Origin of the sequence: Streptomyces sp. NPDC001381, assembly GCF_042895685.1 — a bacterium.
Lineage (GTDB): Bacteria > Actinomycetota > Actinomycetes > Streptomycetales > Streptomycetaceae > Streptomyces.
Window position 1 is genome coordinate 133,472 of the sequence record NZ_JBIAWO010000012.1, and the last position, 17,256, is coordinate 150,727.

At 72.1% G+C, this 17,256-nt stretch carries 17 protein-coding genes; 10 read left to right on the forward strand and 7 right to left on the reverse strand.

The genetic code is table 11. From position 1 onward, the window contains the following. Positions 1-3 precede the first annotated feature (3 nt). Positions 4-651 carry a thymidine kinase gene (locus ACFY2L_RS34490; RefSeq protein WP_390661866.1) on the forward strand — a complete coding sequence of 216 codons (648 nt, stop codon included), beginning with the start codon at positions 4-6 and terminating at the stop codon, positions 649-651. A gap of 186 nt (positions 652-837) precedes the next feature. Here the strand turns inward: ACFY2L_RS34490 and ACFY2L_RS34495 are convergent, their stop codons facing one another. Continuing rightward, a complete protein-coding gene (locus tag ACFY2L_RS34495) occupies positions 838-2,898 on the reverse strand; it encodes a BTAD domain-containing putative transcriptional regulator (protein ID WP_390824303.1) in 2,061 nt (686 codons plus the stop codon). Between the two features lie 316 nt (positions 2,899-3,214). On the opposite strand from ACFY2L_RS34495, the gene ACFY2L_RS34500 reads away from it, so the two are divergent. Both ACFY2L_RS34500 and ACFY2L_RS34505 read left to right on the forward strand, forming a co-directional pair. Beyond that, the gene (locus ACFY2L_RS34500; RefSeq protein WP_390661864.1) at positions 3,215-3,697 is read left to right on the forward strand and encodes a hypothetical protein; all 483 of its coding nucleotides are present in this window, start codon (positions 3,215-3,217) and stop codon (positions 3,695-3,697) included. 102 nt (positions 3,698-3,799) lie between these two features. Beyond that, on the forward strand, positions 3,800-4,714 hold the full coding sequence (locus tag ACFY2L_RS34505) for a hypothetical protein (RefSeq protein WP_390824304.1): 915 nt from the start codon (positions 3,800-3,802) through the stop codon (positions 4,712-4,714). A 7-nt stretch (positions 4,715-4,721) separates the two neighbouring features. On the opposite strand, the gene ACFY2L_RS34510 is transcribed toward ACFY2L_RS34505, so the two are convergent. Then, complete coding sequence (locus tag ACFY2L_RS34510) at positions 4,722-5,525, reverse strand: VOC family protein (RefSeq protein ID WP_390661862.1); 804 nt, start codon at positions 5,523-5,525, stop codon at positions 4,722-4,724. Positions 5,526-5,606: 81 nt separating this feature from the next. Then, positions 5,607-5,747 (reverse strand): hypothetical protein, encoded by a 141-nt coding sequence (locus tag ACFY2L_RS34515; protein ID WP_390661861.1) that lies wholly within the window; start codon positions 5,745-5,747, stop codon positions 5,607-5,609. Between ACFY2L_RS34515 and ACFY2L_RS34520 the strand changes: the two genes are divergently transcribed. After that, positions 5,746-6,597, forward strand: a complete 852-nt coding sequence (locus ACFY2L_RS34520) for a sulfurtransferase (protein ID WP_390661860.1) — start codon at positions 5,746-5,748, stop codon at positions 6,595-6,597. The genes ACFY2L_RS34515 and ACFY2L_RS34520 overlap by 2 nt on opposite strands. Positions 6,598-6,725: 128 nt before the next feature. On the opposite strand, the gene sepH is transcribed toward ACFY2L_RS34520, so the two are convergent. The 3 genes from sepH to ACFY2L_RS34535 all read right to left on the reverse strand — a co-directional run bounded on the left by sepH (position 6,726) and on the right by ACFY2L_RS34535 (position 10,760). Beyond that, a complete protein-coding gene (sepH, locus tag ACFY2L_RS34525; protein ID WP_390661859.1) occupies positions 6,726-7,763 on the reverse strand; it encodes a septation protein SepH in 1,038 nt (345 codons plus the stop codon). A gap of 479 nt (positions 7,764-8,242) precedes the next feature. Beyond that, positions 8,243-9,562, reverse strand: a complete 1,320-nt coding sequence (locus tag ACFY2L_RS34530; RefSeq protein ID WP_390661858.1) for a D-arabinono-1,4-lactone oxidase — start codon at positions 9,560-9,562, stop codon at positions 8,243-8,245. Continuing rightward, the gene (locus tag ACFY2L_RS34535; RefSeq protein WP_390661857.1) at positions 9,522-10,760 is read right to left on the reverse strand and encodes an MFS transporter; all 1,239 of its coding nucleotides are present in this window, start codon (positions 10,758-10,760) and stop codon (positions 9,522-9,524) included. The genes ACFY2L_RS34530 and ACFY2L_RS34535 overlap by 41 nt, the downstream gene beginning before the upstream one ends. Positions 10,761-10,998: 238 nt before the next feature. Between ACFY2L_RS34535 and ACFY2L_RS34540 the strand changes: the two genes are divergently transcribed. Continuing rightward, positions 10,999-12,126, forward strand: coding sequence for a ferrochelatase (locus ACFY2L_RS34540; protein WP_390661855.1), 1,128 nt, complete (start codon positions 10,999-11,001; stop codon positions 12,124-12,126). Positions 12,127-12,134: 8 nt separating this feature from the next. Then, a complete protein-coding gene (locus ACFY2L_RS34545; RefSeq protein ID WP_390661854.1) occupies positions 12,135-12,950 on the forward strand; it encodes an inositol monophosphatase family protein in 816 nt (271 codons plus the stop codon). Positions 12,951-13,048: 98 nt separating this feature from the next. Here the strand turns inward: ACFY2L_RS34545 and ACFY2L_RS34550 are convergent, their stop codons facing one another. Beyond that, positions 13,049-13,222, reverse strand: a complete 174-nt coding sequence (locus ACFY2L_RS34550; RefSeq protein WP_390661853.1) for a hypothetical protein — start codon at positions 13,220-13,222, stop codon at positions 13,049-13,051. A 416-nt stretch (positions 13,223-13,638) separates the two neighbouring features. Between ACFY2L_RS34550 and ACFY2L_RS34555 the strand changes: the two genes are divergently transcribed. The 4 genes from ACFY2L_RS34555 (at position 13,639) to ACFY2L_RS34570 (ending at position 17,205) form a co-directional block, all read left to right on the forward strand. Then, positions 13,639-14,292: a response regulator transcription factor gene (locus ACFY2L_RS34555; protein ID WP_003993508.1), complete on the forward strand. Its 654-nt coding sequence runs from the start codon at positions 13,639-13,641 to the stop codon at positions 14,290-14,292. A 5-nt stretch (positions 14,293-14,297) separates the two neighbouring features. Next, a complete protein-coding gene (locus ACFY2L_RS34560; protein WP_390661852.1) occupies positions 14,298-15,551 on the forward strand; it encodes a sensor histidine kinase in 1,254 nt (417 codons plus the stop codon). Between the two features lie 396 nt (positions 15,552-15,947). Continuing rightward, a complete protein-coding gene (locus ACFY2L_RS34565; protein WP_003993510.1) occupies positions 15,948-16,244 on the forward strand; it encodes a DUF4193 domain-containing protein in 297 nt (98 codons plus the stop codon). 13 nt (positions 16,245-16,257) lie between these two features. Next, the gene (locus tag ACFY2L_RS34570; RefSeq protein ID WP_390661851.1) at positions 16,258-17,205 is read left to right on the forward strand and encodes a hypothetical protein; all 948 of its coding nucleotides are present in this window, start codon (positions 16,258-16,260) and stop codon (positions 17,203-17,205) included. The last annotated feature ends 51 nt before the right edge of the window (positions 17,206-17,256 follow it).

A 17,256-nucleotide genomic window follows, 5' to 3' on the forward strand; every position in this document is an offset into this window, starting at 1 on the left:
ACCATGCCCGAGCTGGTGTTCTTCTCCGGAACCATGGACTGCGGGAAGTCGACGCTGGCTCTGCAGATCGAGCACAACCGCTCCGCGCGCGGGCTCCAGGGCATGATCTTCACCCGCGACGACCGCGCCGGCCAGGGCAAGCTGTCCTCCCGCCTCGGCCTGGTCACCGACGCGGTCGAGGTCGAGGACGGCCAGGACCTGTACGCGTACCTCGTCGACCACCTCTCCCAGGGCGGCCGCGCGGACTACGTGATCGCGGACGAGGCCCAGTTCCTCGCCGAGGAGCAGATCGACCAGCTCGCGCGTGTGGTCGACGACCTCGGCATCGACGTGTACGCCTTCGGCATCACCACCGACTTCCGCTCCAAGCTGTTCCCCGGCTCCCAGCGGCTCGTCGAACTCGCCGACCGGGTCGAGGTCCTCCAGGTCGAGGCCCTGTGCTGGTGCGGCGCCCGCGCCACGCACAACGCCCGCACGGTGGGCGGCGTCATGGTCGTCGAGGGCGCGCAGGTCGTCGTCGGCGACGTCAACCAGGCGGACACCATCGGCTACGAGGTCCTGTGCCGCCGGCACCACCGCCGGCGCATGACGAGCGCCTCCGCACGCGCCGGGGCCCTCTCGCCGGACGTCCTGCCGGTCCCGCCCTTCTGAGTGCGCTCCGCGCGCCCGCGCGGACACGCAACCGACCGGCGGGGCCGCGTGCCGGCCGATGCCACGGGCGGGCCGCGTACGTGCCGGCTCGCTGGAGAGCCGTGTGTGTCGGCCTCGCTGGAGGCACGCACGCGTGCGGATCCACCGACGACCGCGTGCGGACCGACCCCACCGCATGGCCGCCCCTCACCGCAGGGCCGCGCCGCTCGGCAGGAAGCCGTCGGAGTGCCGGGGCGGCGGGGGACCGGGACGGTCGAGCAGGCGGCGTTGCCGGTCCGCCGGTCTGCCCCACTCGCGCTCGTCGCCGTCCGGTGCCCAGGAGGCGCGCCCCGGTGGTGGCTCCTGGTGCGCGGCGTGGCGGACGAGGGTGAGCCACAGTCGCACGGCACGTTCGATCGCGGCCCAGCGGTCGGCCGCGGAGTCCTCGGCGCACGCCCGTTCCTCGGCGTACAGGCGTACCAGTTCGTGGAACCGGTAGCGGATGCGGCCGGTGTCGTCGGGAACCGGCATCTCCAGCAGATGGGCCTCCACCAGCGCCTCGACCAGTCGTTCGGCCTCGGCGAGGGAGATCCCGAGCAGGGGTGAGCCGAGCCAGGGCGCGAGGTCGACCGGTCCCAGCAGGGCCAGGCGCCGGAAGGCCAGACGTTCCGGCGCGGACAGTCCCCGGTAGCTGCGCGCGATCGAGGTGCGCACGTCCAGGTCGCCGGTGCGCAGCTCGTCCAGCCTGCGGTGCTCGTCCCGCAGCCGTGCGGCCAGGCCGGCGAGGGGCCACCGGCCGCGGGCGCCGAGCCGGGAACCCGCCACGCGGATCGCGAGCGGCAGTCCACCGCACAGCCGCGCGATGTCGAGCGCGGCGGACGGTTCCGCGGCCACCCGGTCGGCTCCCACCAGGCTCCCCAGCAGCTCGACCGTGGACCTCGGGCCGAGGGCTCCCAGCCCGACCCGTGCCGAGGCGTCCAGACCGGTCAGGTGCCGGCGGCCGGTGACCAGCGCGGCACTGCCGCCGGACCCGGGCAGGAGCGGCTGGACCTGGCGGTCCCCGGCGGCGTCGTCCAGGACCACCAGGACCCGACGGCGGGCGAGCACGGTGCGGTAGAGCGCGGTGCGTTCGGAGAGTCCGCCCGGTACCTGCTCCGCCCGTACGCCCAGGGCCCGCAGAAACTCCGCGACGACCTCACCCGGGTGGGCCGACCGGGCGGGGTCGGCGCCGCGCAGGTCGGCGTACAGCTGCCCGTCGGGAAAGGACGCCGCCACCCGGTGGGCGACGTGCAGGGCGAGGGCCGTCTTCCCGACACCGCCCATCCCGTGTACGACACAGACCTGGCCGGGGACCTCCTCGGTGCCGCCGCCGGTCCGCGTGAGCGCCGTGACCAGACGCTCCGTCTCCGCCCGGCGGCCCGTCAGACACCCCACCGCGGCGGGCAGCTGCCGGGGCGTCCGCAGCCCGCCGGTGACGGTGACCACGGCCGGTTCCGGGGTGAGCCGGGGGAGGCGGCTGCCGGGGCCGAGCGCGTCGGCGGCCAGCAACTGCGCGTGCAGCTCGGTCAGTTCGCGGCCGGGCTCCACCCCCAGTTCCTGGCGCAGCAGCCGGCTGCTGTCCCGGTACACGGCGAGGGCGTCCGCCCGGCGCCCCGCACGGTAGAGGGCCACCATCAGCAGCCCGCGTAATCGCTCCCGCAGCGGATGGCCGGACACCAGCCGGGTCAGCTCACCGACCAGTTCCGCGCCGCCGCCGGCCTGGAGCCTGGCGTCCATCAGCTGCTCGGCGGCGGCGGTCCGCATCTCCTCCAGCCGGGTGGCCTCCACCCGCAGCGCCGGGCTCCTCGCGCCGCCCAGGGCAGGGCCGCGCCACAGGCCGAGCGCCCGCTCCAGCGTGTCCGCGGCCGCCGTGTGCCGGCTCCGCTCCCGCTCCAGCCGGCTCCGCTCGACCAGGTTCTGGAAGAGCCACAGATCCAGCTTCTCCGCCTCCGGCTGGAACAGATAGCCGCTGGGCCGGGTCACGATCACCGGCGCGCGGCCCGGCCGGTGCAGCACCCGGCGCAGGGCCGCCACATAGCTCTGGACGAGTTTCGCGGCGGTGGCCGGCGGATCCTCCCCCCACACGGCGTCCACCAGCCGGTCCACCGGTACCACGCGGCCGGCGTCGACCAGCCCCGCGGCCAGCAGCGCGGTCGGTTTCCGCGCGAAGGACGGGAGCCGCCGTCCCGCTCCCCACACCTCCACCGGTCCCAGCACACGGAATTCCATGCGTCCCCCCATGAATCCCCCCGACGCGCCCGAGCGTGCGCGCGCCGCCGTTCGGTCTGCGGCCAACGATGCCGCGCGCTACACGCGTGGCGCCAGAGCCCCGTCGCGTCCAGCCGGTCCCACCCGAGCCACCGGGCCCACGAACCACGGTCCGCCGGGCCCACTGCACCGGGACTGCACCGGAACGGCATTCGCCCTGTGCCACCGCTGCACCGCACGGGTTCACGGTGGGTCGGCGAGGGGCGGCGCGATGCCCGTGTGCCGCCCTCCTTCCCCCCGGGTCCGCCCGGGGCCGGACGACGGAGAGAGAAACGACATGACGGTACGAACCACGGTGTCAGGTCTGCGCAGGAAGGCGGCGGTCGTCGCGGGGCTGGCCGCGATGCTGGCCGCCGGAGGTGTGGTCGCGGCGTCGCCGGCGTCGGCGGGTCCCAACTGCGCCTCGGGCTACCACTGCGTCTTCTTCACGGACATCAACTCGGCCAAGCATTCGTACTTCGACACCGACACGGACTTCGGCAACGACACGTTCAGCAACGGCGTGACGGTGAGCAACCAGGTGTGGTCCGCCAGCAACTCCAGCAACAGCGGTTACGAGAGCCACTACTACAACTACACCGGCAGTGACTGGAGCGCGAACGGCTTCCTCTTCTGCGTCAACCCGGGCGACTACGCCAACTCCCACTACGACGACGGCGACACGAACAGCAGGGCGAACGGCGCCCCGCTGCCCACCTCCCTGCGCAACAAGGCCAGCTCGCTGCGGCTGCGCGGCACGACGTCGATCGACTGCTACTGATCCCCACCGCCGCCACCCGCGAACGCGCCGGGTCCCGACGGGCGACCGCCGGGACCCGCGCGCTCCGCACCGCGTCCCCGCCGCATCCCCGCCGAGGAATTCATGTTGCTGATCACACAAGGCAGCCGTGGCCGCCGTGTCGCCGCGCTCCTGCTCGTCCTGGTCGTGGGCGCGACGGCATGGGCCTTCAGCGCCCGGGCCGGGGACCCGAGGACGGACGCCGGGCAGGCGGCGGCCCTCTCGCCGGCGGAGCTGAACGAGCTCGGCACGAGACCGCCGATCTACGCACTGGTCTACAGCTGGGGCCCGGAGAAGGAACGCATCGCCACCGCCAAGCAGCGGCTCATCACCACGTGCATGGCGCGCAAGGGGTTCACCTATCGTGCTGCGCCCGTGGCCGAGGCCGGCGAGACCGACATCCCCCGTCCGAAGCCGTTCGGGGTCGAAACCCTGGAGTCCCAGGGGGACGTGGGGGACGAGGCGGCCGAGTCGATGCCGCCCGAGCGGCCCGAGAGCAAGGCGTTCACCCGGGCGCTCTTCGGAGACCCGGACGACAAGGTGTCGGTGAAGGGCAGGTTCGTGGACGTGGCGCAGCCGTCGACGGGCTGTCAGGCCGAGGCGGAGAAGCGGCTGCTGGGCGACGGGCGCGGGCGATGGCTGACGTTGCGGCTGCGGCTCGGCGAGGGGGAGCGGGAGTCGCTGCAGAGCCTGGAGCGGGACACGGCGTTCCGGACGGTCGGCGCGCGCTGGCAGCGGTGCATGGCGCACGCGGGGTTCGGCGCCCGGACACCCGTGGATCTGCTCAGGGCACTGCCGGCCGGGACCGATGCCCGCACCCACCCGGCCGTCCGGGCCGACCTTCGCTGCAAGGCCGGCACCGGCTACCTGCAGACCGCCTACGCCAGGCTGGCCGCGGCCCAGCAGCGGTGGCTGGACGCGCACCCCGACGTCCTCGCGGACCGCACCGCGCTGTTCCTCAGGCAGCGGTCGGCCGCGGACGGCGTCCTCGGCACATGAGCGTGAGTCAGCGGGGCTGCTCGATCAGGGCGAAGCGGGCCCCCTCGGGATCGGCCACGTCGGCCACGCGCCCGTGCGCGCTGTCGTGGACCGGTCCGAGGACGTGCCCGCCCAGGTCGACGACGAGGGCGAGCGCGGCGTCCGCGTCCGCCACCTCGAAGTACGTCACCCAGTGCGGCCCCCGGTCCCGGGGCAGCGCGGTGCCCATACCGTGGATGCCGGCGACCGGCCGCCCGCCGATGTTCAGGGTCACGTAGTCGAGGTCGGCGGACACCTTCGCCTCCCGCGTGTAGCCGAACACCGTCTCGTAGAACTTGACGACGCCCGCGGTCTCGAAGGTCAGCAGTTCGTTCCAGGCGGGCGTACCGGGCACCCCGGTGAGGTCCGTGCCCCGCTGGGCCGCCATCTGCCAGATGCCGAAGACGGCGCCGGAGGGGTCGGAGCCGATCGCGAGGCGACCGGCGTCGGCGGCGTCCAGGGGGCCGACCCCGATCGTGCCGCCGCACAGCCGCACCGTTTCCGCGCTCGCGTCCACGTCGTCGGAGGCGAGGTAGGGCGTCCAGGCGACGGGGAGGTGGCGGTCCGGGGGCAGTTGGCCGATGCCGGCCACCTCGCGGCCGTCGAGCAGGGCGCGTACGTAGGGGCCGAGCTGGTGCGGACCGGGTTGGAATTCCCAACCGAACAGCTCACTGTAGAACTCCTGGGTGGCCGTCAATCCGTGCACCATCAGACTCACCCAACAGGGTGTACCGGGCGCGTACCGGGCGTGCGCTGTGCCGTTCAGACCGGCCGACCCACGTGCCTCGGTCATCGTCCCTCTCTCCTCGGCCCCTCTCGGTGACCGTGTCGCTTCCGCCCTCGGAGGATGCCTGATGGGGGGTTTCTCGTCGGTTTACGCGCGGTTGTCGACGTATGTCGATCGCCTGTACGGCATGTGCTCGATCCCGTACGCCTCGTGATCGAGCGTGTCCGGCCGAGCAGAGTAGCCGGACCTGAGCGTGGGGGCCACCCCGTGCGGGAGGATGGTGGCCATGAACGCCATCATCACCGCAACCGAACTCGCCGGCGACCTGGCGGGGGAGAACCCGCCCGTCGTTCTCGACGTCCGCTGGCAGCTCACCGTGGCGAAGGCGGCGGGGGAGCCGCCCTTCGACGGCCGGGCCGCCTACGAGGCCGGACATGTACCCGGGGCGGTCTACGTCGACCTGGACAGCGAACTCGCGGGAGCGGCGGGCGCCGCCGGCCGGCACCCGCTGCCCGGCCTCGCGGAGTTCGGCGCGGCGATGCGCCGGGCCGGGGTGTCGGCCGGGCGGCCCGTGGTCGTGTACGACGGGGGACAGGGCTGGGCGGCGGCCCGCGCGTGGTGGCTGCTGCGCTGGACGGGTCACCCGGACGTGCGGGTCCTGGACGGCGGGTTGCCGCAGTGGCGGGGTGAGCTGTCGGTCGACGTCCCCGCGCGCGTGGAGGGCGACTTCGAGCCGGTGCCGGGCGCCACGGGCCTCCTGGACGCGGACGGGGCCGCCGAACTGGCCCGGTCCGGTGTGCTGTTCGACGCGCGGGCGGGAGAGCGGTACCGGGGCGAGGTCGAGCCGATCGACCGGGTCGGCGGACACATCCCCGGCGCGGTGTCCGCGCCCACCACCGACAACGTGGGCCCGGACGGCCGTTTCCTTCCCGCGGAGGAACTGCACGACCGTTTCAAGGCGCTGGGAGTGTCCGACGGCACCGAGGTGGGCGTGTACTGCGGCTCGGGCGTCTCCGGCGCCCACGAGGTGCTGGCGCTGGCGGTGGCGGGCATTCCGGCCGCTCTGTACGTGGGTTCCTGGTCGGAGTGGTCGTCGGACCCGTCCCGGCCGGTCGCCGTGGGACCCGAGCCGCAGTGACCTTGCTCGCACAGGGGCATACGAACGGGCCGCGCCGAGTAGGCGCGGCCCCTTCGTACGTATGAACCTTCGTGCGAACCGATGGCGGTGAACGGGAGTGTGCCCCGGCAGAGTTGCCGGAGGGCTGCTTACTCCTGCTTCTTGCGGCGTGTCCCGAACACGATCTCGTCCCAGCTCGGCACCGCGGCCCGGCGGCCCGGACGGACGCCGTCCGCCTCGGCCTGGCGGTCGGTGGCACCGATCAGCCGGTCGCGGTGGCTGCCGACGGACCGGGGCATGAGGACGTCCGCGTAGGCGGAACCGGCGGAGGCGGCGGGCGCCGGCGGCTCCTCGGCCGCGGGCTCCTGCTCCTCGGGCTCCTCCGACGGCTCCGAAGGCCGCTCCGGGACGACCATGTCGCCCCGGAAGCTCGGCACCGCCTCCAGCAGGCTGGTCAGCGAGTCCCGCTCCCGCTCGCCGGTGTTCTCCTCGGCCGGTTCGGGCGACGGCGCGGGCGGGCTCGGCCGCTCCAGCGCACGGTCCATCGTGCGGTCGCGCGGCAGTCGCGCGATGCGCGGGACGAACGGAAAGCTGGGCTCGGGCGCGGCGAGGTCGTCGGACTCGCCGATCAGCGAACGGGCCTCGTCGTCGACGGCCTGGACGAGCCGCCGGGGCGGGTCGTACGTCCAGCTCGCCGAGTGCGGTTCGCCCGCGACCCGGTAGACGAGCATGACCTCCCAGGTGCCGTCGTCGCGGCGCCAGGAGTCCCACTGCACGGTGTCCTTCTCGGCGCCGCGCAGCAGCAGCCGCTCCTGGACGGCCTCGCCGAGCTGGGGCCCGGCGGCGTTCTCACCGGGCCGGCGGACGGGTGTCTTGCGGGCCCGCTCGGCCATGAAGGCGCGCTCGGCCAGCACGGGGCCCTCGAACCGGCGAACGCGGTCGACGGGGATGCCTGCCATCTGCGCGACCTCTTCCGCGGTCGCGCCGGCTCGTATACGCGCCTGGATGTCGCGGGGGCGGAGATGGCTCTCCACCTCGATCTCGATCTGGCCGAGGCGGGGACGGTCGCCGCGTACGGCGGCGCGCAGACGCTCGTCAATCGGAAGCGTGTACTCCGTGCTGTCCGCAGCCTTCAGCACCAGCCGTGTGCCGTCATTCGAGACGGCCACGACACGCAGTTCGGGCATGGGGACCTCCCGGGTGGTGCCTGCCGACGTCACGTGCGTCGCTGCTTCCGCTAGTCGAGTGTGGCCTGCCCGGGTGCAGCCTGCCACAACCTTGCCGAGTTGCCCGGCGTGTCGGGCGCGGGCCCTGGATCGCCGTTATGGCACGGTTACCTATTCGCCACGCTAAGTGACCAACGCCGTCACCCTGTGCAACTAGTCCCCTCCTGGCGGTCCAGCAAGGCCCCGGACACCCTGTAGGGAGGCCGGGCCCAGGGCTCGCAACAGTACTCCATTTGGGCCACGTGCGTGGATTGGCGCGCCGCCCAACTTCTGGCAAGAGGTGGGACTTGGCCGTCCGTTAAGCGGTTTCTGTGATCTTGAAAGTGGCGCATTTCACGCTATTTTCCGCGAACTCCACCATCGGGTCCGGTTCGTGCGTTTCCGCTCCGGGGCCGAAAGCCGCTCCCGCTCCGGAGCGCCTCGCGGGGGCCGGAGCGCCGCTACGCCCCGAGAACCCTCCGCAGGTAGTCGTTCTGGAAGCGGCGGTCGGGGTCCAGCCGGTCCCGCAGCGCGGTGAACTCGCCGAAACGCGGATAGACCTGGGCGAAGTACTCCGCGTCGCGCGTGTGGATCTTCCCCCAGTGCGGTCGGCCCTCGTGCGCGGTGAAGATGCGCTCGGCGGCGGTGAAGTACGCCTGATAGGGGGACCCCTTGACCATGTGGACGGCGATGTACGCGCTGTCGCGGCCGGACGCGGTGGACAGCGTGATGTCGTCGGCCGGCGCGGTGCGCACCTCGACGGGGAAGCTGATCCTCAGGCCGGAGCGGTCGACCATCGCCTTCAGTTCGCGCAGCGTCTCGGTGACGGCCGCGCGCGGGACGGCGTACTCCATCTCCATGAAGCGCACCCGGCGCGGGGACGTGAAGACCTTGTAGGGAAGGTCGGTGTAGGTGCGCGAGGACAGGGCCTTGCTGGAGATCCGGGCGATCGCCGGGATCGTGGCGGGCACCGCGCGGCCGACCCACTGCGCCACCTGGAAGACGCCGTTGGAGAGGAACTCGTCCTCGATCCAGCCCGACATCTGGCCCACCGGCCTGCGGGGACCCGCGCTGCGGTTGTTGCGCTTGGTGTTGGTGTTGCCGGTGTGCGGGAACCAGTAGAACTCGAAGTGCTCGTTCTCGGCCCAGAGCTCGTCGAAGTCGGCGAGGACCTTGTCGAACGGCATCGGCTCCTCGCGCGCGGTGAGCAGGAAGACCGGCTCCACGGCGAAGGTGATCGCCGTGACGACGCCGAGGGCGCCGAGGCCGATCCGGGCGGCCGCGAAGACCTCCGGGTTCTCCTTCTCGGAGCAGGTGAGCACCGAGCCGTCGGCGGTGACCAGCTCCAGGCCCTTGATCTGGGCGGCTATCGAGCCGGACTCGCGGCCCGTGCCGTGGGTGCCGGTGCTGGTCGCCCCGGAAACCGTCTGCACCATGATGTCGCCCATGTTGGTGAGCGACAGACCCTCGCGCGCCAGGGCGATGTTGAGTCTCTTGAGGGGAGTGCCGGCCTCGACCGTGACGGTCATGGCGTCCCGGTCGATCTTGCGGATGCCGGTCAACAGCTGAGGGCGGATCAACACTCCGTCCGTGGCGGCGATCGCCGTGAAGGAGTGGCCGCTGCCGACCGCCTTCACCTTCAGCCCGTCCTCGGCGGCCCGGCGCACGGCGGCGGCCAGCTCGTCGACGGAGGCCGGCATGACCTCCCGCGCGGCACGGACCGACACATTGCCGCCCCAGTTACGCCACGTGCCGTTCTTCCCGCTCGCTGTGCTGCTCAACGGTGCCTCCCCGACCCGGAGCCGGCCTGCTGAGCCGGCGGTACCCGAGGAAACCGACCGCGACCGCGACGGCCCCGGACACCGCCGGGACCCCGTACCCGGCCCGTGCGCCGGCCGCGTCGATGACCCAGCCGGCGATCGAGGAGCCGAGCGCCACCCCGACCGCGAGCCCGGTGCTGATCCAGGTCATGCCCTCGGTCAATTGTGCGCGTGGTACGTGCTCTTCGATGAGGGACATGGTGGTGATCATCGTGGGAGCGATGGCCAGACCCGCAGCGAACAGCGCCACGGCCAGAAACGGCAAGTTTCCGACCAGTAGGAGGGGGATCATACTCACGGCCATCATGAACACGCCCAGCAGCCAGCGCCTTTCCGGGGCCCCTCGCGGCCGCAGCAGACCGAAGACGAGTCCGGCGACGCAGGAACCGGCCGCGTAGAGCGCGAGGACGACGCTCGCGGCGCCCTTGTGGCCCTGTTCGTCGGCGAAGGCGACGGTGACCACGTCGACGGCCCCGAAGATCGTGCCCGTAGCCACGAAGGTGACCGCCAGGACCTGCAGACCGGGCGAGCGCAGCGCGGTCCCTCCGCCCCGCTGCGCGCGCGGGTGCGGCTCGGGCTCGGTGGCCCGCTGCGCCGTCAGCCAGAAGACGCCGACGGCGAGGAAGCAGGCCGCCAGCAGGGGGCCCGCCTCCGGGAACCAGGCGGTGGACAGGCCGATGGAGATGATCGGCCCGAAGATGAAGCACACCTCGTCGACCACGGACTCGAACGAGTACGCGGTGTGCAGCTGCGGCGTGCCCCGGTACAGGGACGCCCAGCGGGCCCTGATCATCGCGCCGAGACTCGGCACCGAGCCGATGCCCGCGGCGCACACGAACAGCACCCAGTCGGGCCACCTGAAGTGCGCCGCCAGCAGCAGTCCGGCCGCCGCGGCCAGCGCCACCAGCGTCGCGGGGCGCAGCACCCGGCGCTGACCGTACTGGTCCACCAGGCGCGATATCTGGGGCCCGACGAGCGCCGCCGCCAGCGCGATGGTCGCCGACAGGGCGCCCGCGAGTCCGTAGCGCCCGGTGAGCTGGGAGACCATCGTGACCACGCCGATGCCCATCATCGACAACGGCATCCGGCCGAGGAACCCCGCGGCGGAGAAGCCCTTGGAGCCGGGAGCGGCGAACAGGGCGCGGTAGGGGCTCGGCACGGGTGTCTCCGAAGGGTCCGGTCACGCGCGCGTGGCGGCTCGGCGCGGCGCGAGGAAAAGGCGGCTCGTGGGTGTGCGGTAACACTCGGTAAGGCGTGAAGACAGCCCATACAGCTTACGAGTTAGGTCACCCTAACGCACCCTTCGCGCACCTCCCCGCCCAGCTGCCCCCGGTCCGCCGACTCACCCGGTCACCCGCCGTTTCCCGGCTGTCGGAGGCGGGTGGCAGGATCGACTCATGCCAGACGCGCTCGATGCCACCCCCTACGACGCCCTGCTCCTGCTCTCCTTCGGCGGCCCGGAAGGCCCGGACGACGTGGTCCCGTTCCTGGAGAACGTGACCCGCGGGCGCGGCATCCCCAAGGAACGCCTCAAGGAAGTCGGGCAGCACTACTTCCTGTTCGGCGGGGTCAGCCCCATCAACGACCAGAACCGCGCCCTCCTGGACGCCCTGCGCAAGGACTTCGCCGAACACGGCCTGGACCTGCCGATCTACTGGGGCAACCGCAACTGGGCCCCGTACCTCACGGACACCCTGCGCGAGATGGTCGCCGACGGCCGCCGCCGTGTCCTCGTCCTCGCCACCAGCGCCTACGCCTCCTACTCGGGCTGCCGCCAGTACCGCGAGAACCTCGCCGACTCGCTGGCCGCCCTGGAGGCCGAGGGCCTGCCGCTGCCGAAGATCGACAAGCTGCGGCACTACTTCAACCACCCCGGCTTCCTGGAGCCCATGACCGACGGCGTGGTCGCCTCCCTCGCCGACCTCCCGGAAGACGTCCGCGACGGCGCCCACATCGCCTTCACCACCCACTCGATCCCGACGGCCTCGGCCGACACCTCCGGCCCGCCCGAGGGCCACGGCGACGGCGGGGCGTACGTGAAGCAGCACCTGGACGTGGCGCGCCTGATCGCCGACGCCGTCCGCGAGCGCACCGGAGTCGACCACCCGTGGCAGCTCGTCTACCAGTCCCGCTCCGGAGCCCCCCACATCCCGTGGCTGGAGCCCGACATCTGCGACCACCTGGAGGAGCGCCACGCGGCCGGCGTCCCCGCCGTGGTGATGGCTCCCATCGGCTTCGTATCCGACCACATGGAGGTCCTCTACGACCTCGACACCGAGGCCACGGCCAGGGCCGGCGAGCTGGGGCTGCCGGTGCGCCGCTCGGCCACCGTCGGCGACGACCCGCGTTTCGCCGCCGCCGTCCGCGACCTCGTCCTGGAGCGCGCCGCCGCCGAGAGCGGCCGGCAGGTCACGCCGTGCGCCCTGGGCGCCCTCGGCCCCAGCCACGACCTCTGCCCCGTCGGGTGCTGCCCGGCCCGCGCTCCCCGGCCGGCCGCCGCGGGCGCCGACAGCCCCTACGCGTGAGGAGCCCCGTGACCGACCCCCTGCACTCGGACCTGCTCGAGCTGGCCAAGGAGGCCGCCCGCCGGGCCGGCGAGCTGCTGCGGGACGGCCGGCCGGCCGACCTCGCGGTGGCCGCCACCAAGTCGAGCCCGATCGACGTCGTCACCGAGATGGACATCGCCGCCGAGAAGCTGATCACCGGCCTGATCTCCGAGCACCGCCCCGACGACGGCTTCCTCGGCGAGGAGGGCGCCGCCAGCCCCGGCAGCACCGGCGTCCGCTGGGTGATCGACCCCCTCGACGGCACGGTCAACTATCTGTACGGGCTGCCCACGTGGGCCGTATCCATCGCCGCCGAGCAGGACGGCGAGACCGTCGTCGGGGTCGTCGAGATCCCGATGCGCGGGGAGTCGTACCACGCGGTGCGCGGCGCCGGGGCGCGGGCGACCGGAGCCTGGGAGGGAGAGCGCGTGCTGACCTGCCGTGCCCCGGCCCCCCTCGACCAGGCCCTGGTCTCCACCGGCTTCAACTACGTCACCGAGGTCCGCACGCACCAGGCCGACGTCGCGCAGCGGCTCATCCCGCTCCTGCGGGACATCCGGCGCAGCGGCTCGGCCGCCGTCGACCTGGCCGACGTGGCCGCCGGCCGCCTCGACGGCTACTACGAGCGCGGCCTGCACCCGTGGGACCTCGCCGCGGGTGACCTGATCGCCCGGGAGGCGGGCGCGCTGACCGGTGGACGCCCCGGAGAGCTCCCCTCACGCGATCTGGCGATCGCGGCCACCCCGGCGGTCTTCGAGCCCCTCCAGCGCCTCTTGGAGGACTTCGGCGCCTGGCACGACTGAGCGCCGCGGGGCGGAGCCGGCCGGCAGGCCGCTCCCGCCCGGCACGCGAAGGGGCCCCGGCGCTGGATTCGCCGGGGCCCCTCCGTCAACGCGTACGCTCAGACGATCGACGCGCCGACCTCCACACCGTGTTCGGCGGCGAGGCGGCGCAGGTCGTCGAGCTCTGCCTGCTCCACTTCGACGAGGAAGTCGTCGCCCTCGTCACGAGCCCGCGTCAGATCGGACTCGGTCGCCCTTATGCGCTGCAGAAGTCCTGCGGTGAATGCGTCCATGCTGCGCCCCCTCGTCCTTGGGTCGTGGGTCGATGGCACAGGGGTGTGCCGGTTCGGGAAGGGGCGATCACGTCTCCAGTAGGTGCCCAGCGCTGCCCTGCCGGGCGGCGACGGTGCCGGACACCCACGCCCGCTCTGCGGCAAGCGGAACGCGGAGCACCACTGGTGTTGTGGCACATGCAGAGCGTGATCGCGGGGTGTAAAGCCGTCCTCCCCCCGCTCTCTTCCACGGAAACCTCAACCGGACGAGAAAATCTCGCATTCCCGGGGTTCATACCTGCCCTTCATCGCCCGCTCACCGTCTTACCGCCGACTTATGGCCGAAAAGGGCAGGATGGAAGCACACACTCACCACCACCCCTGCCCACGTGCGCTCGCCGAGCGCTACGCGGGTGGACACAGGAAGGACAAGCGACGTGCGCGTACTCGTCGTCGAGGACGAGCAGCTGCTCGCCGATGCGGTGGCCACCGGACTGCGCCGGGAGGCCATGGCCGTCGACGTCGTGTACGACGGTGCGGCCGCCCTGGAACGCATCGGAGTCAACGACTACGACGTGGTCGTCCTCGACCGCGACCTCCCCCTCGTGCACGGCGACGACGTCTGCCGCAAGATCGTCGAGCTCGGCATGCCCACACGCGTGCTGATGCTCACGGCCTCGGGCGACGTCAGCGACCGCGTCGAGGGCCTGGAGATCGGCGCCGACGACTACCTCCCCAAGCCCTTCGCCTTCAGCGAGCTCATCGCCCGGGTGCGGGCCCTCGGCCGGCGCACCAGCGTGCCGCTGCCGCCCGTCCTGGAGCGCGCCGGCATCAAGCTCGACCCGAACCGCCGCGAGGTCTTCCGTGACGGCAAGGAGGTCCAGCTCGCACCCAAGGAGTTCGCCGTCCTGGAGGTGCTGATGCGCAGCGAGGGCGCCGTCGTCTCCGCGGAGCAGCTGCTGGAGAAGGCGTGGGACGAGAACACCGACCCGTTCACCAACGTCGTACGCGTGACGGTCATGACGCTCCGCCGCAAGCTGGGCGAACCCCCGGTGATCGTCACCGTCCCCGGCTCCGGCTACCGGATCTGATCCCCGTGGCCGCCGCACCCGCGCCTCCCCAGGCGCCGCCGAAACCCACCTGGGACCCCAGAAGGCCGCAGACCCCCTTCCCGTGGCTGCGCCCCACCATCCGCATACGCCTGACGCTGCTGTACGGCGGGATGTTCCTGATCGCCGGCATCCTGCTGCTGTCGATCATCTACCTGCTGGCCGCCCAGGCGATCAGCACGGGCAACCAGCCGCCGTTCAAGATCGTGAGCGCCAGCAACGAGATCAAGGTCGCCAGCGCGGACTGCCCCGCGGTCAACAACGCCACCGGCCTGACCCTCACCCAGTTCAACTCGGCGATCAGCGAATGCATCGACCACTCGCGTCAGGTCGCCCTCGACAACCTGCTCAGCCGCTCCCTGCTGGCCCTGCTCGGCCTCGCGGTGATCGCCTTCGCCTTCGGCTACGCCATGGCCGGACGCGTCCTGTCCCCGCTCGGCCGGATCACCCGCACGGCCCGCGCGGTGGCCGGCTCGGACCTGTCCCGCCGGATCGAGCTGGACGGCCCGGACGACGAGTTCAAGGAGCTGGCCGACACCTTCGACGACATGCTGGAGCGGCTCCAGCGAGCCTTCACCGCCCAGCAGCGCTTCGTCGGCAACGCCTCGCACGAGCTGCGGACGCCGCTGGCGATCAACCGCACGCTGCTCGAGGTGCATCTGTCCGATCCGAACGCGCCCGTGGAGCTGCAACAGCTCGGCAAGACCCTGCTGGCCACCAACGAGCGCAGCGAGCAGCTGGTGGAGGGCCTGCTGCTGCTCGCCCGCAGCGACAACCAGATCGTCGAGCGCAAGCCGGTCGACCTCGCGGAGGTCGCCGAGCAGGCCATCGACCAGGTGCACGCGGAGGCGGAGGCCAAGGGTGTGACGATCCGCGGCGAGCAGAAGCCCGCGGTGGTCCAGGGCAACGGCGTCCTGCTGGAGCGCATCGCACTGAACCTGGTGCAGAACGCGGTGCGCTACAACGTCCCGGAGGACGGCTGGGTCGAGGTGACCACCGAGGTCCAGCACGGGCAGGCGGTCCTGGTCGTGTCGAACACGGGGCCGGTCGTGCCGGCGTACGAGATCGACAACCTCTTCGAGCCGTTCCGGCGGCTGCGCACGGAGCGCACGGGAAGCGACAAGGGGGTCGGGCTCGGGCTGTCCATCGTGCGGTCCGTGGCCCGGGCGCACGGCGGGCACATCACGGCCCAGCCGCGCGAGGGAGGAGGGCTCATGATGCGTGTCACGCTGCCCGTCTGAGATCATGTCGCCGACACACGCGGGGATGTTCGCTTTGCGCGGAATTCTCAGGAGTCCGCACCCGCTACCCCGTGTGTGATCGATCACAAGGGCGATTTTCCGGCCATCTACCCTCCGTGATCACGGTGGCTGCCGTAAAGCCCGGAAAATCCGGGTTTTCGGGGGTCGCGATCACGGGAAGTACACGGTGAGACGCCTTTGAAGTGCGACATCAGGACCGTGTACGGTCCCGATCGCCATCCAAGCCGATCACTCATGAGGAGTCCGGTTGGGTGTCGATTGAGTAACAGACCTTGATGTGAGGCAAAATCTCCGCCTCGAGGCGGGCACAAGTCCGGCCTCTCACGCGTTACGTGCGCTGGAGACACCGCATTCACCCAGAGGGGGAGAGGCGAAATGGCAACCGATTACGACACCCCACGCAAGACCGACGACGATGTCGACTCCGACAGTCTTGAAGAGCTGAAGGCCCGGCGGAACGACAAGTCCGCTTCGGCCGTCGACGTCGACGAGTTCGAGGCCGCGGAGGGGCTGGAGCTCCCTGGAGCCGACCTCTCCAATGAGGAGCTGGCCGTCCGGGTGCTGCCGAAGCAGCAGGACGAGTTCACCTGCATGAGCTGCTTCCTGGTGCACCACCGCAGCCAGCTGGCCCGGGAGAAGAACGGTCAGCCGATCTGCCGCGACTGCGACTGAGGCGGGGTCGGCCGTGACTGGCTCGACCCCTTCTCGGAAGCGCCGCTTCCGCCTGCCGGGAGCGGACAACGGGCCGTCCGACGGCCCGCACGGCGTGCGTGACGACGAGCGAGGCTCATCCGGTCAGGGAATGCTCCCTGCGGGATCGGCCTCGCTCGCGGCGACAGGCGACGGGGGTGACCTCCCGGCGCCTGGGCGAGGCCCCGCTCCCGTCGCCAGGCGGCGGGCGGCCTCGGTCGCGGACAAGGCCAAGGGCCTGGCCCGGGAAGGCGTCCGCAAGGGCGGTGACCGCGCCAGGGCTGGCCTCGCCTACCTGGCGGACCGGATCATCGAGATGGCCCCGAGGATCCCCGTCAGGGACCTCAGGACCCTCCGCAGACAGTTCCCCGGCCTCGGGCCGGAGCAGATCGCCGACAAGCTCGTCACGGGCGCGGCGAACGCCACGTCCACCGTGGGCGCGGGCGTCGGCGCCGCCGCGATGCTGCCCGTGCCGCCCGCGATGCCGACCGAACTGGCCGCGGAGATCACCGGGGTCGCGGCGATCGAGCTGAAGCTGATCGCCGAACTTCACGAGGTGTACGGCCTCCGGCCGCCCGGCAACCTCAAGGACCGCAGCACGGCGTATCTGCGCGCCTGGTCGGGCGAACGCCGCGTCGACCCGCTCAAGCCGTCCTCCATCAACAACGCCCTCGGCGGGCAGATGAAGCGTGAGCTGCGGCAGCAGATCATGAAGCGGATCGTCCGTGACCTGCCGATGCTGGTGCCGTTCCTGATCGGCGCCGTGGTGGGCGCGGCCATGAACCGGCGGGACACCAAGAAACTGGCCGCGAAGATCCGCGCCGACCTGCGCAGGGCCCAGGTGCCCTGGGACGCGCTGGAGGACCTGCCGCCGCTGGAGAGGCCCGCCGACCCGCTGGACATGCGAGAGCTCCCCGGCAGACCCAGGGGGCTCGGGGACTGAGCGGTCCCGGCGCGGCCGGAGAGACCCCCGCCCACGCCGCGGCCGGAGAGA